This is a genomic window from Psychrobacter sp. WY6, assembly GCF_018448495.1.
GTDB lineage: Bacteria > Pseudomonadota > Gammaproteobacteria > Pseudomonadales > Moraxellaceae > Psychrobacter.
Genome location: NZ_CP049902.1, coordinates 1,602,130 through 1,616,137, shown reverse-complemented (window position 1 = coordinate 1,616,137; position 14,008 = coordinate 1,602,130). Strand labels below are relative to the sequence as shown.

Below are 14,008 nucleotides of genomic sequence, written 5' to 3'. Positions count from 1 at the left end.
GTGTGCAATAACGGTTTAAAACCTGTGATAACTTTCGTTATCTTGATTTTAAAGACGTTAAAAAATGGTAATACTATTTAAATTAATGCTTAAATACTCTGTAACTGCCAATGATTATCTATAAAGCTCAAAAGATGCGTCATATCAGAGGGACAATCTTCTGCGTTCAATGGCATGGTGACGCGATAGCCTTGCTCACGTAAACTCTCAACCTGCTGTAGCAGTATCTGTCTCTGTTCTTGGTTCGCACTGCTCAATGCTTCATAGTCGACCAATACGATGATTGGTGCCTCAAGCTGCGTGTGTGCAAGCAAACGACTGACATCCATACTAAAACCAGTGGCTTCACGTGGCTGATTGATTGCTAACTGATTGCCGCTTTGCATACCATCGAAACGACCGCCACGTACCAGAGGTTGCGTCTCACTATTGATATAGCCGTTGAACACAATACCCGTGTGGTAATGATAGCCTGATAATTCCGTCACATCGATACTCACAGGGCATTGCCACTGGTCTTGTAGATGTGTTTTTAGGCGTTGTAATTCATTGATAGCAGTCGCGATTTGCGTGTCCTGCTGTGCAGTCTCTGACAATCTCGCCAATAGATTGGTAATATCATGACCAAAACGTGCCAAAGCATAAAAATCATCACCCATTGGCAATAACTGGCAGATACGCTTTAGCTCTGGTAGATTCTTATTGGCATATAAATGCATGAGTTGCTCAGTGTCATTATCAGACAACGCTGCCAACTCAGCCAAGCGTTTGAATATCGCCACATGACCCAAGTCTATATGCAGCGTCGCACTCATATTTAGCTTATTTATCATACCAAACAACACATCTATCAGCTCAATATCTGCGGCAAGTGAAGCACAGCCAAATATTTCAGCGCCGAGCTGCAAAGGCGTACGTGAGCCAAACAGCCCTGATGGCAAGGTATGAATTACATCACCTGCATAGCAATAACGCGCAATACCTGTGCCGCCCCAATGCGCATCAATACGCAAAATCTGCGGGGTAATATCCGCACGCAGACCCATCAAGCGACCCGTTAGCTGATCGATAATCTTGAAAGTTTGACGCTTTAAATCTTCTGAGGCGCCACTCAACAATGACTCAGTAAATTCAATCATTGGTGGATTAACCAACTGATAACCATGACCAATAAGCTGCTGAGTCAGCTGATACCTAAGCACTTCTTGCTTACGCGCATCTTCGAACAGCACATCCACCACCCCATCAGGCAACAACCAGCTATTGGCAACGTCGCTGGCAAAGTTGTTCAAATATGGCATGCTAGTAGAGGTAGCAGTGTTTTCAGCAGGCTGAGCCGCCGCTTCATTAGTCGTATTTAACTGGGCAAGTTTTGCAGAATCAGAACTGACAGACACAATAAATCCTTGTTTGGCGTATCGCTTACCAAAAACGCGGTACTGATGCGGTACTTAAAGGTTATATTTACAATTGCATTGACGCCATGCATTTTTATTTTTAACGCGCAACATCATTGACCCAATTATTTATAAACAAACTAGGTAGCCGCAAAAGGGTGAGTAATAAGTATAATTTAGAATGATAAGACGAGTATCTTTATGCGCTAATAAACGGCGTTAAATAATCAAGGCACTTTATGCTTTAGTTTAGCATAGCAGCCAAGGTTCGCCTAGTGACAATTAGCCACAATTACTATCTAATTACGTCTTATCAGCACTAATCTATGAAGGTTATCTGTAGACTATATAAGTAATCGTTGACTCAAAAATGGTTACCATCATTTTATATCATAAAGAAAATAATGAGCAAAGTGAGAACAACGCCTTCGATACCGACTCATGGTACACTAAGCCATTTTTATCTCGGAAGCCTTATGTCATCTGATTACCACCCAAACCCTGCCAACAATCAAGCCAATGTCTTAGGTACAGCACTTGCCAGCTGCTGCTTTGACCCTATTACCGGTTATTACCGCAACGGCTTTTGTCATACTGGCAACCATGACGTTGGTCAACACACCGTATGCGCCAAGATGACCAGCGAGTTTTTGAACTTTTCTGCCAGTCGCGGCAATGATTTGATTACGCCGCTACCTGAGTATGGATTTTCTGGTCTTAAGCCTGGTGATTATTGGTGCATTTGCGCGTTACGCTGGGTTGAAGCTTTGGACTTTGATATTGCCCCGCAAATCAAACTAGAAGCTTGCCACGAAAGCTTATTGAGCTTGGTCGATATTGATACTTTGAAAAGTTACGCCCTTTAATAACGATCATTATTAACAACAATCATTATAAGTTCTGATTGTGACACGTTTTTTACTTTATAAAGGGAGGGTGTATGGAAAACAATAACGACCAGTTGATCAAAAAAACCGCGCGTATTGCACCTGACTCTAATATCAATCGTATTTACGCCGATATGAATGATGAACATCTCTATCTAGACAATGACGACAGCTATATCTATGGCGATGCTGATACCACCACTGAGGACACCATCGAGACCATGACGGTCTACGATCCTGACTCTGAACGCTATGAGGATATTGACTCTTCCAGTGCCGATGAAGTCGTCAATTGCTATGCTTATTCACGTAAGACCGGTGAAAATCTCGATAAATTAGCGCTAAACGATGTTAGTCGTGCATTAAATAATAATGGTCAGTTTATTTGGCTTGGTCTCTATGATCCAAGCCTAGAAACCATGGTCAAAGTCAAAGAAGCCTTTGGGCTACATGAGTTGGCGATTGAGGATGCTTTCGCCGATCACCAGCGTGCCAAAGTCGAGAACTACGACAATGATATGGTGTTTGTGGTATTGCGTACCGCTAAGCTTGAGGACAATGTCATTCGCTATGGCACCACCGCGATATTTATGGGCAAAAACTACCTGATTACCATCCGTAATGGTCCATCAAACTCCTACGCACCTGTCCGTGAGCATTGTCATCGTCGCCCTGAAAAGCTGCGTATGGGGCCGATATTTGTACTACATGCTATTCTCGATTTTATCGTGGATAATTATATGCCGATTACCGATCGTTTAGGTCGCTATTTGCGTGAGCAAGAACGTTACGTGTTTACCTATGAGTTTGATAAAGGTACATTAAAAAACCTTTATGAGCTCAAATCGCAACTCGTACATATGCGGGCGATTATTTTACCAGTACAGGATATCTGTAGTTTTTTTATCAATCATAAAAAAAGTGAGATGGTCTCTGGGTTTTCTCAAGCCGCTAAGCCCTACTTTCGCGACGTCAATGACCATTTGCTGCACTCATTAGACGCTATTAATGGTCTAAATGATGATGCTGAGTGTGGTCATGAATACCTATATGGCCATGGTTAATATGGGACAGAACGAGGTGGTGCGTAAGCTTGCTGCTTGGGCAGGTATTTTAGCTGTACCGACGGCCATTGCAGGTATCTATGGGATGAACTTTGATTTTATGCCCGAGCTACATTGGCAATATTCCTACTTTGTCATCATGCTCATCATTGGGTCATTATGTGGCTATTTATATTACAATTTTAAAAGACTTAAATGGTTATAACCAAAATTTATAGTTGATGTTTCATTGATAGTCAGCGTTCAGCTTTTAAAAACAGCATCCTTCATGGTGCTGTTTTTCCACTTTATTATTGATAATAATTCTTATTTGTAATACTATTCACATTTATTATTGCTAAACTCTTGCCACCATTTCTATTATTCCAACGCCATCATATACGATTGACTCAGTCAATAGCACAAACCCTACAACCGTCGGATTTGTATGGGACGGTTTTGTTATTTTACAGCTGGCATACTGACATATTGTCAATTTGCATCTATCGAGGTTTTTATGCGTTTATCCCGTCTTACTCAAGCTGTCGCGGTCGTTACCGCAGCCTTGATTCTTACTGCTTGTGGCAGTGATTCCGACACAGCCACTGCTATCATAGATGGGACACCGCCACTACTAACCACTGATAGCAACTTTACTGATGGCTATAGCGCGGTTGCAGCGGTATTTGTCTCAGGACAAGTACAAGATAGCAGCGGCGTCAAATCATTGACCTATATGCATAATAACGAATTAGCCCAAGCGCTAACGCTAGATGCTGATGGTTATTTTGATGATCGTATTTTATTAACGCTAGGTAGCAATACCATTGTCTTAGAAGCCACAGACAATGCCGGTAATATCATGCGCTCAACCAAGACCCTCTACGTAGGCGATACCATAGCGGCAGGTGGTTCGCATACCGCTGCCCTGCGTGATGGTCAGCTATATGGTTGGGGTCGCAACAATTATGGTCAGACAGGACTCGGCCTGACCACAAAAATCAGCGATATTATGGGACATCCAGATACGCCGATGCTGATGAACAGCGCACCAAAAGATTTGTTATCTATTGGTTTTAATCAAAATCATTCACTCGCTATTGCTCAAAATGGTCAAGTTTATAGTTGGGGCGAAGACAAATACGGGCAGCTGGGTCGCGGTGATGGGGGTCGTAATGATTGTAGCAAGACTGCTGACTGTCGTTTGGATATCAGCGCGATCGAAGGTATCGAAAACGCCGTCATGGTCGCACCCGGCTATAGCCATAACTTGGTATTGACCGAAGAGGGTACGGTTTGGGCCTTTGGTGCCAATGGGTATGGTCAACTTGGTAATAATACCAGCACCGATAGCAGCACCCCTGTCAAAGTTGACTTTACAGCAGCCACAGAGGCAGGACATATCGTGCAGGTGGTTGTCAGTGGCAATAGCTCTTATGCCTTAGATGACAAAGGTCAGGTTTGGGGTTGGGGCAGCGATGCTTACGCCAATCTTGGCAAAGGCAAAGTCTGTAACACTACAACCAACTGTATCAACGTCAATGCAACCCCTGTACGTATTCATGTCATTAATGAAACGATTAATCACGCCATTACTGCTAAGACAGATGACGCCACTCAAAAAGCTGACGACCAACCCGCTATAGATGTAGAAAAAGTGACCCAATTGACGGCTGGCAAAGACCATATCTTAGCATTGACCAATAAAGACGCAGTGTATGGTTGGGGGTTAAATGCCACTAGTCAATTGGGCTACAATGGTGAGACATTTAATGGCAGCGAAAAGGCATGGGCAGATGTCATTACCTCACCGACCAAACTGCCTTGGTTTACAGATAAAGAAGTTCGCCGCGTCTATGCCAATGGCAATGCCAGCTATGCGTTACTGGATAATGTCGCCACTAATAATGGCTCATCAACAACGGATGGTATTCTCTATGCATGGGGCATGTTTGGGGAGACAAACGGCGCAGGCAAGACCATTTACAACGACCTAGATGAACCAACCAATAAGCTGCCGAATCTAAAGAATATCGATAATATGGCCATGGGTGCCATGCATCTGATTGCTCATGAAAAATCGTTTGACCAAGATAATAATACGCTGAAAGCTGGTCATTTATTTACGTGGGCTGGAGCTTTGAAGGCTCACTCGGCAACAAAGACACCACTCATATTGGATGTACAACAATCCTATCCCAGTTGCTTTACCTAGTCAGCTATAAGTGCTTTAACCATGACGAAGCGAACAGTGCATAGTTGGTTGAATTTCCTGTCATAAAATTCTCAAACAAGCAGCCTCGTTTATGCTGCTTGTTTGAGTCAATACGCCTAACTATTGCGCGGTAACTTATCGCATAATCCTCAGGATATCCTCAATTAAATCGACAGCCCTCTAAATAGGCTGACGATGAAGATATACCCTAACCCCTTATATTTTAGCTATTTCAGGTCAGCCCATGTTTTTACGATCAAACTCGTCAACCATATCAAATTCTTCACTGTATACATCACCTCCTATCATACGTAACACGCTACTCAGTGTAAGTATGGCGCTGCTGCTCACTGCTTGTGGTGGCTCAGATGATTCAAATAATTCCAGTAATGATGGCAATACTAACGTACCCAACCCACCCACTACTCCTGACACTCCAGAAATCGATACCAACTGGCAGCCAGCAGGTGGCAGTGCTACGATTGCCGCCAATGGGTCACAGCCTTTTTTGCAAATCATGCCCAACCTACCGAGCAGCGCTTTAGGCGGGGTATCACCTGGACGTGAGTTATTTATCACAGAGTGGACACCAGCAAATGAGGGTCGCGTACTGTTCGATGGTGTGGGGCCACTGTTAAATGCCAATGCCTGTACCCAATGCCATAGCGCTGAAGGTCGCAAACCCATTTATGCAGCCAATGGTCAGCTGAGTGATGCGATTTTATTCCGGTTGGGTAATAAGCAAGGCCTGCCACATGCTTATTACGGTGAACAAATGCAGCATCAAAGTATTGCCACAAGTATCCATCCCGAAGGGAGCATGCGCTACGCAGCGATGCCCAGTCAAAATGATAAACCTGCTGGCATACAGTTTAGCTTTACTCCAACTGACCCTAATCAACCCTTAGGAAATACAGCGATTAGCGGACGTATCTCACCGCAATTGGTCGGCATGGGCTTGCTCGACCTGATTCCTGAAGCGAATATCATTGCGGCAGCTGACCCTGATGATAACAATCAAGACGGTATCAGTGGCCGCGTACATTGGGTACAAGATGGCAAACAGCAGCGCATTGGCCGCTTTGGGTGGAAGGGCATTAATAGCAGTCTACGTACCCAAAACGCCAATGCCATGTCGCAAGATATGGGTTTGACGACCTCGGTATTTATGGATCCTAACTGTACGGTAAATCAGCCTATTTGTTGGACGGCAGCGAATGGCGGCTCTCCAGAAGTCTCAGACAGCAGTCTAGACGCTGTGACCGATTTTATGACCGCCCTTGCCGTACCTGAAAGGCGAATAGACGATTTATCAGATTTTAATAAAGGAGCGCAACTGTTTGCGCAAGTCGGCTGTGCTGGCTGTCACACCCAAGCAAAAAACAGGCAATAGTGATCGCTTCCCGCTCCTATCACAGCAAAACATTTATCCTTATACTGATTTATTACTGCATGATATGGGCGCTGGACTAGATGACAGCGTGAAAGAGAAAAATGCAGAAAGCTTTGAGTGGCGTACACCGCCATTGTGGGGAATTGGCATTGTGGCACGTGATCCAGAAGCGCGGTTTTTGCATGATGGTCGTGCCAGCAGCTTGACTGAAGCGATACTCTGGCATGGTGGTGAAGCAGAAAGTACAAAGACGCGCTTTACACAGTTATCCGCCACGCAAAAACAAACATTAATGACCTTCTTAAAGGGCATTTAACGCTCAAACAATAAAATGTGAGAGTTAAGAAGGCAAAAAAGGGCTACCAGTGGTAACCCTTTTTTATGCTGCTATTTAATAGTTATTCACGGCGATGCTTGGTATGACTATCAGGCGCTTGAGCATTATCAGGTAACAGCGCTTTAATCGTTAAGTTTGCATGCTGTTTATCAAGATTGTCCTCTGGACGGCCAAACGTTTTTGCTGTCCAAGTTAATACTACGATAGAACCGCTCAATAGCATAATGGCCACAGAAATTGTCGCCAGCAGCCATAAATGGAAATAGTCTGAGACCGCCTGTACATCAACCACCAAATGTCGTGATAAAGCAGTAATCGCGATAAATATCAAAAACTGTACCGGCAGACGGTGTGTTTTAAAATAAATACCTATCATGGCCAGCAGCTCAAGGTAAATAAACAACATCAATATGTCTTTTAAATCCGCTGAGCCTTTTTGAACAATACCAACGAACTCTTTGCCAGCCGTCCAAACGACAACCACACTGATTAGAATAAAATAACGTAATGACAGACATCGACAAACTCTCTACCGATACCTTGTAGTCGCTCATGAACACCTACGTTTTTTTTAGCCATGTTTAGGTCCTATCAACTGAGATGTGGTTGATTTAGCCTGAGTACATATTACTCAGGCCCCTTATTTATCGGCAATCAGTATTCGTATGACTTCTTTTTAGCCGATATTCAAACCGGCAGATTTTTCAGCCGCATCAACGGTTTGGCGAATGAGGGTATTAATGGTCATTGGACCCACGCCGCCCGGTACAGGCGTATAAGCACTGGCGATGTTTTCAACACCTTGCAACTCAATATCACCGACGCCGCCATTATCCGTTGGATGAAAGCCTGCATCGATAACCACAGCGCCCGCTTTGATCCAATTAGCTTTGATCAGTTCAGGCACGCCCACTGCCCCAACCACGATATCCGCACGCTTAATATGCGACTCTAAATCTTGTGTTCTTGAATGGCAAATCGTTACGGTGCAGTTGGCATTCAATAGCATCATCGCCATTGGTTTACCCAAGATGGCACTTCGACCTACAACTACGGCCTCCTTACCAGCAAGCTCGATATTATGATGCTCTAATAAGTGCATGATGCCTTGCGGGGTACATGAACCATAAGCGCTCTGCTCGCCATACGACCAAAGCCAAGACAGGTCACACCATCGACGTCTTTTGCTAAGTCAATCTGCTCAAAGCAAGCACGCTCATCGATATGTGCAGGCACTGGATGTTGTAGCAAGATACCATGGACGTCTGGATTGCTATTAAGTTCATCTATTTTCGTCATCAGCTCTTCAGTGGTCGTCGCACTTGGCATCTCAACGCGTATAGAATCCATGCCGACACGTTTACAAGCATTACCTTTCATACGTACATAAGTCGCAGAAGCGGGATCGTCGCCGACCAATATCGTCGCTAAGCTTGGGGTGCGTCCTGTTTTATTCTTGATAGCGTCTACACGCGTACTCAGTTGCTGTTCTATTTGTTTAGCAAGTGCTTTACCGTCCAAAACGGTAGCAGATCCTTGGGCAGTTGACATAGTAACTCCAATAGAGGGTGCGATAAAAAAAGAAAGACAGCGCCCGCAACTATTTGCATGCCTGTCTTATGCTTGATCAATGTATGATTAAGACTGATATTGTACCTGTCTGGACTAAAAAATCCTAGCGTGAGATAGGACTTGGATACTTATAAATTTCTATCACTCGCCAATCCAGCAATATCATGTCATTGCCGATGCAACCTTGACAACCTTTACCGTTTTATAAGAAAGTCCAATCAAAAATAAAAGCCAATAGCTGCAACACCTTATAAATACTCAACACGCCTTAATAAGCGATATTCTCACATTACTGAATCATTGAAGCAAACACGCGATCGATTGCATCTACCGTTTGCGCGATTTCGGCAGTGGTTAAGGTAGGATGAACTAAAAACATTAAGCTGGTCTCTCCCAATTGTTTTGCTATTGGCAGTCTGTTTTCTGGACGCAAGCCTGTATCATCGAATGCTTTTTCTAAATATACCTCTGAGGCAGACCCTGAATAGCAAGGCACGCCTAACGCATTTATTTCTTCAATGATGCGATCACGTGTCCAGCCCTCAGCTAGGTTATGTGGTTGCACATAAACATACAATTTATAATAAGCATGGGTAGAGTTTGGAAACTGAGAGGCCTGATCTAATGTCGGCACCGATAGATAGCCTTTTTCTTCCCATTTAGCACATGACTCTAATATCACTTTAGCATTAGCACTGCGCTTCGCTATCCAGTCACTCATATGTGCCAATTGAATACGCCCAATCACGCCTTGAATCTCGGTCATGCGCCAGTTGGTGCCAAAGCTCTCATGTAGCCAATTATAGCCGGGCAGCTGCTCAGTCTCATAGACCGCCGCATAGCTTTTGCCATGGTCTTTATACGCCCACATTTTTCGCCATAGCTGCTCGTCATCGGTAGTGACCATGCCGCCCTCGCCGCCTGTGGTCATGATCTTATCTTGGCAAAAACTCCACGCGCCAATATGACCGATACTGCCAACGCTACGACCTTTGTAGCGTGCACCATGCGCTTGTGCGCAGTCTTCAATGACATATAAATGATGCTGATCTGCCAGTGCCATGATGCCATCCATATCACAGGGCCAACCTGCCAAATGCACACAGACGATGCCTTTTGTTTTGTCCGTCAATACCGCCGCTATCGACTCTGGCGTGATGTTCCCTGTCGCCTCATCAACATCCGCAAAAATGGGCGTCGCGCCTGCATTAACCACTGAGGAGATACTGGCAATAAAAGTGCGCGGCGTCACGATAACTTCATCACCCACACCTATACCAAGTGCCTGCAATGCCGCGTCCAATGCCAAAGTTCCGTTGCCCAATGCAATCGCGTATTTGCTACCCGCCCAGTCAGCGAATTCCTCTTCAAACTGACGGCATTCTTGCCCTGTCCAATAATTGACCTTGTTGGATAACAATACTTGACTGACCGCATCCGCTTCTTTCTGAGTAAAACTAGGCCAAGGTGAAAAAGGAGTATTTAGCATGCGTTCCTCATCAAAGCGTGTTTTTATCGACGCTATTACCTGTGAATTTACTCATGGTCGCTTCACCATCAGCACTAATGCCATCTTTGATAATGACTTTTTTTACTGTTTTAATCAAAATCTTAATATCTAACCATAATGACTGATGATCGACATACCATGTGTCGAGCGTAAATTTTTCATGCCAACCAATCGTATTGCGACCATTAACTTGTGCGTATCCCGTAATACCCGGACGTACACGGTGGCGACGCGCTTGCTCATCATTATATAGCGGCAGATATTCCATCAATAATGGTCGCGGCCCCACCAAACTCATATCGCCTTTAATCACATTCCATAGTTCAGGCAGCTCATCATCGAGACTGCTATTACGCAAAGTCTTACCAAATGCCGTCAAACGCTCATCATCCTCTAAAGGATTACCCTCTGTATCGATAGTATCTTTCATCGAGCGAAACTTAATCATCTCAAACGGCTTGCCATTTAGACCAGGGCGAGTTTGTTTAAATATCACTGGTGATCCTAAGTTTTTTTTAACTTTATAAGCCGTAATAGCATAAACAGGAGATAGTATTACCAAGGCCGCCGTGGCCGCCGTGATGTCAATAGTCGCTTTATCATTTTGCAGCCCGCCTTTTGTCGTTTACGCGGTCATCCCTACTGCGTAAATAAAAACTTAAAAACTTTGCCACAATTGCTTGCGTTCAAAATTTGCAATGGCCCAGTCTCTTGCATCAGGATATCTCTTTTCAAATTCCTTATCAGTAACGGCATCGCGGATTGCTTCGGCGACAGACGACATATCCTTAAAATTGAATTTTCGACCACTGATACCTTCTTTGACACTATCCTTTACACCAACGACATCATAGGCAAAAGTTGGAACAGCGCAACTTGCTGCTTCAATAGCGACACTGCCAAACCCTTCACGATAGCTCAAAAAAAATGTAAATCAGCACACTGAAAAACCTCGTGCACATTTGGATTGGCTGGTATATATACACCTCTATTATCTTTGACAACTTTCTCAACGACTACTTTTCCTACGTCGTCTTCACAGTCTCCTATGAACATAAAGTAGACATTTTCTGCTCTTAGTTTTTCGGATATACTCAATATCTTTGAAGCCTTTATCATCACAAACTCGTCCTACCACGCAAATCACAAAGGTATTTTCAGGTACCTTGTACTTCTTTCTTAATGCCTCTTTTCTAACTGAGCCATAGGTTGTAACAAATCAGTATCGATGCCGTTAAATGAGCCATTATCAATGACAGTTGCCTTGCTTTTTTTGAGGATATTTCTGCCAAGCATACGCTGAGCAAAGACTCAGAAACAAATAAAACCTCGTGAGACAAGCCAAAACTTAATATATCCAGACCCTGAAACACCCTCTTTTTTAAACCTGAAAAATTCTCATAGGCTCTACCCACGCTAAAAGCAATTCGTCTCTTTTGCAATGTAACAGCACTTGCGATACTCCCTAACAACAAGGCTTTAGGCGTTAAAAAACCACCACATCAAAACGATTCGATAGCATATAACGGGTTAAAAGCGCGAGCGACTGAGCATCTTTAAACAAAGATGGCTTACGCTGAAAATTTAAATTAATCACCTTGCCTATTTTGCGCTCACGTAAAATATCTAACTGCTGTTTATCGCCACCGCAGATTAAGGTGATCTCAACATCCGCATGGTCTCTAATGTATTCAAGCTGATCACGATATAGCACATTAAATGACACCGCATCTGTCATTAGAAAGCATATCTTTAATGTCATTTCAGCACCTCAATATTTTTTATATTATTTTATCAGTGACATTTTATAAATAATATTATTTAGCACAAATACTATTTATCACTGACTGATGATGACTTCTTAGCGTGTCAGATATTGTTAATTTATTTTTTTATTGGCTATCTTTTGTAATAATCCTATCGAATCTAAAAAAGTAACTGTTGTCAGTTTTGCTGATAATTTTAAAGAACCTAAATAACTGTTTCCTTTATATTCACAGTACGTTTTAAAACTGTCTTTGTATGATCTGGTTATTTTAGATAGTGATAAATTTCCTTCTTCTCTATAATAGTATAATAAATCGGGCAATACCGCTAAATTTAAATCTTGATTTGAGATAGCTCTACACCACAAATCGTAATCTTCAGACCTTGGATAATTTTCATTATATTTATTTCGTTCATACCAACTCTTTTTGCCAAAACAGCAGCATGTACAATAGGATAAGCCGCGGCTATTTCTTTAAATTCCGTGTAAATTTGATCGACATGACGACAACCATAAACTTTATTAAAATTATCAATAGACACGACACCTGTAGAAACCAAATCATAATTTGGATTTTTTTCTAAAAAACTTAATTGAATTGCCAGTCTATCTGGATGAATGAGATCATCGGCATCCATGCGCGCTATATAATCATAGTTCGCTTCTTCAATAAGCTGATTTAATCGAGCAGGCAGTTTTTTATTTATACCATCAGCAATGACCCTTATTCTATGATCAGCCTCTTCAAAACGCTTGGCGATGGCCAATGACGCATCAGTAGAGCCATCATCGATTAATATAAGCTCCCATAACTCATGCGTTTGAGCCAATATGGAGTTGATAGCATCTTCCAAGTACGCTTCAGCATTATAAATGGGAATACCAATGGATTATATGTCTGATTTTTCATTAGAAAACCTCAAATATCGGATTGATAATATACGGACTCAAGTTACTAAATCTCGATGTCGTCAAGACAAAATACATGAGAAAAATAATGATACTCGCTATATATAAATAAATATTATTAATCCTTTTTAAAATCATAGGCAGTATCAAAACCAATGTCCATGTAAAATACGCAAGCAGCCTTTGAGGACCTGAAGGACTGGTGCCCAACATCGCTAACGGTATGATAAAAACCACGCCTGATGCATAAAATGTTATTATTTTTTGAAAATCCTTATCTTTAATTTTATACAGATAACTGACCAAGATGATTAAAATCATGATGGCTGTATAAAACCAAGCGTTAAAAACCCGCCTGCTTCATCGGATGCTTTCGCATAGCCCTCATATCTATCGTTAGTAGAAGAAATATAAGCGACCAATACCCCACTTACTAATAGCGATCCTAAAAATGTTGCCAAAATCTTATATAAGGGTTTTATTCTTAAATTGACGATAAAATAAAATGGAATCATAAATAATGCGGTTACATGGAACAATGAAGCAATTGCACAAATCAGCAGGTATGGAATAAATCGTTTTTCTAACAGATAAGGAATCGCCAAGGTAAATATCGCCATTGCCAATCCTTGACGCAGTCCATTAAAAGAAAAAGTATAAACGCCTAATGTAATAAATAAAATACGGAAAACCAATAATTTACGCTGTATTTTTTAATCACTCTAAGATAGCAATAGACAATAATTAAACTGGTAATAACAAGCAGCCAAAAATAATGAGTGGTCATACGTAACAACGCATACTCTATAACTGATAACCGAACTCAATGTCTTCGTTGAACCTAAAGTACTCGGCATTCAATTGACTGTTGAAATTTCTCGTATAGTTTCCTGTATCCGTACCAACTCGGTAGCTACGAAGGCCTGCAAATAATGTCAATATAATTAGCGGCAGCCAAAAAGACGTACGATTGAGAG

The 14,008-nt window shown here is 42.4% G+C and carries 13 protein-coding genes and 2 pseudogenes; 5 read left to right on the top strand and 10 right to left on the bottom strand.

Annotated features, from left to right (window positions below):
* Positions 1–89 precede the first annotated feature (89 nt).
* Positions 90–1,397: an ATP phosphoribosyltransferase regulatory subunit gene (locus G7Y90_RS08145; RefSeq protein WP_250163872.1), complete on the bottom strand. Its 1,308-nt coding sequence runs from the start codon at positions 1,395–1,397 to the stop codon at positions 90–92.
* A gap of 476 nt (positions 1,398–1,873) precedes the next feature.
* Between G7Y90_RS08145 and G7Y90_RS08140 the strand changes: the two genes are divergently transcribed.
* From G7Y90_RS08140 to G7Y90_RS08120, 5 genes and pseudogenes are all read left to right on the top strand, one after another.
* On the top strand, positions 1,874–2,263 hold the full coding sequence (locus G7Y90_RS08140; RefSeq protein WP_045451983.1) for a DUF2237 family protein: 390 nt from the start codon (positions 1,874–1,876) through the stop codon (positions 2,261–2,263).
* 74 nt (positions 2,264–2,337) lie between these two features.
* Positions 2,338–3,553 (top strand): annotated as a pseudogene (gene corA / locus G7Y90_RS08135) (magnesium/cobalt transporter CorA).
* Between the two features lie 291 nt (positions 3,554–3,844).
* Positions 3,845–5,542 carry a chromosome condensation regulator RCC1 gene (locus tag G7Y90_RS08130; RefSeq protein ID WP_250163871.1) on the top strand — a complete coding sequence of 566 codons (1,698 nt, stop codon included), beginning with the start codon at positions 3,845–3,847 and terminating at the stop codon, positions 5,540–5,542.
* A 334-nt stretch (positions 5,543–5,876) separates the two neighbouring features.
* Complete coding sequence (locus G7Y90_RS08125) at positions 5,877–6,935, top strand: di-heme oxidoredictase family protein (protein ID WP_250163870.1); 1,059 nt, start codon at positions 5,877–5,879, stop codon at positions 6,933–6,935.
* Entirely contained in the window at positions 6,883–7,251 is a 369-nt protein-coding gene (locus tag G7Y90_RS08120) for a di-heme oxidoredictase family protein (protein ID WP_250163869.1), read from the top strand. The genes G7Y90_RS08125 and G7Y90_RS08120 overlap by 53 nt, the downstream gene beginning before the upstream one ends.
* A gap of 82 nt (positions 7,252–7,333) precedes the next feature.
* Here the strand turns inward: G7Y90_RS08120 and G7Y90_RS08115 are convergent, their stop codons facing one another.
* From G7Y90_RS08115 to G7Y90_RS17840, 9 genes and pseudogenes are all read right to left on the bottom strand, one after another.
* On the bottom strand, positions 7,334–7,756 hold the full coding sequence (locus G7Y90_RS08115) for a phosphate-starvation-inducible protein PsiE (protein ID WP_250163868.1): 423 nt from the start codon (positions 7,754–7,756) through the stop codon (positions 7,334–7,336).
* A gap of 192 nt (positions 7,757–7,948) precedes the next feature.
* Positions 7,949–8,823, bottom strand: a pseudogene (gene folD, locus G7Y90_RS08110) (bifunctional methylenetetrahydrofolate dehydrogenase/methenyltetrahydrofolate cyclohydrolase FolD).
* Positions 8,824–9,133: 310 nt separating this feature from the next.
* A complete protein-coding gene (locus tag G7Y90_RS08105; protein WP_250163867.1) occupies positions 9,134–10,333 on the bottom strand; it encodes a DegT/DnrJ/EryC1/StrS family aminotransferase in 1,200 nt (399 codons plus the stop codon).
* Between the two features lie 10 nt (positions 10,334–10,343).
* Entirely contained in the window at positions 10,344–10,964 is a 621-nt protein-coding gene (locus G7Y90_RS08100; RefSeq protein ID WP_250163953.1) for a sugar transferase, read from the bottom strand.
* 48 nt (positions 10,965–11,012) lie between these two features.
* The gene (locus tag G7Y90_RS08095; protein ID WP_250163866.1) at positions 11,013–11,276 is read right to left on the bottom strand and encodes a glycosyltransferase; all 264 of its coding nucleotides are present in this window, start codon (positions 11,274–11,276) and stop codon (positions 11,013–11,015) included.
* A 564-nt stretch (positions 11,277–11,840) separates the two neighbouring features.
* Positions 11,841–12,116 carry a glycosyltransferase family protein gene (locus tag G7Y90_RS08090; protein WP_250163865.1) on the bottom strand — a complete coding sequence of 92 codons (276 nt, stop codon included), beginning with the start codon at positions 12,114–12,116 and terminating at the stop codon, positions 11,841–11,843.
* A 338-nt stretch (positions 12,117–12,454) separates the two neighbouring features.
* Complete coding sequence (locus tag G7Y90_RS08085) at positions 12,455–13,003, bottom strand: glycosyltransferase family 2 protein (RefSeq protein WP_349773415.1); 549 nt, start codon at positions 13,001–13,003, stop codon at positions 12,455–12,457.
* 345 nt (positions 13,004–13,348) lie between these two features.
* Positions 13,349–13,726 (bottom strand): EpsG family protein, encoded by a 378-nt coding sequence (locus tag G7Y90_RS17845; protein ID WP_284143856.1) that lies wholly within the window; start codon positions 13,724–13,726, stop codon positions 13,349–13,351.
* Positions 13,727–13,835: 109 nt separating this feature from the next.
* A complete protein-coding gene (locus tag G7Y90_RS17840; RefSeq protein ID WP_284143855.1) occupies positions 13,836–13,970 on the bottom strand; it encodes a hypothetical protein in 135 nt (44 codons plus the stop codon).
* Positions 13,971–14,008 lie beyond the last annotated feature (38 nt).

Coding starts and splice junctions, on each gene's coding strand:
- G7Y90_RS08140 (WP_045451983.1), top strand. CDS start 1,874: ATGTCATCTGATTACCACCCAAACCCTGCCAACAATCAAGCCAATGTC.
- G7Y90_RS08090 (WP_250163865.1), bottom strand. CDS start 12,116: ATGACATTAAAGATATGCTTTCTAATGACAGATGCGGTGTCATTTAAT.
- G7Y90_RS08125 (WP_250163870.1), top strand. CDS start 5,877: ATGGCGCTGCTGCTCACTGCTTGTGGTGGCTCAGATGATTCAAATAAT.
- G7Y90_RS08105 (WP_250163867.1), bottom strand. CDS start 10,333: ATGCTAAATACTCCTTTTTCACCTTGGCCTAGTTTTACTCAGAAAGAA.
- G7Y90_RS08130 (WP_250163871.1), top strand. CDS start 3,845: ATGCGTTTATCCCGTCTTACTCAAGCTGTCGCGGTCGTTACCGCAGCC.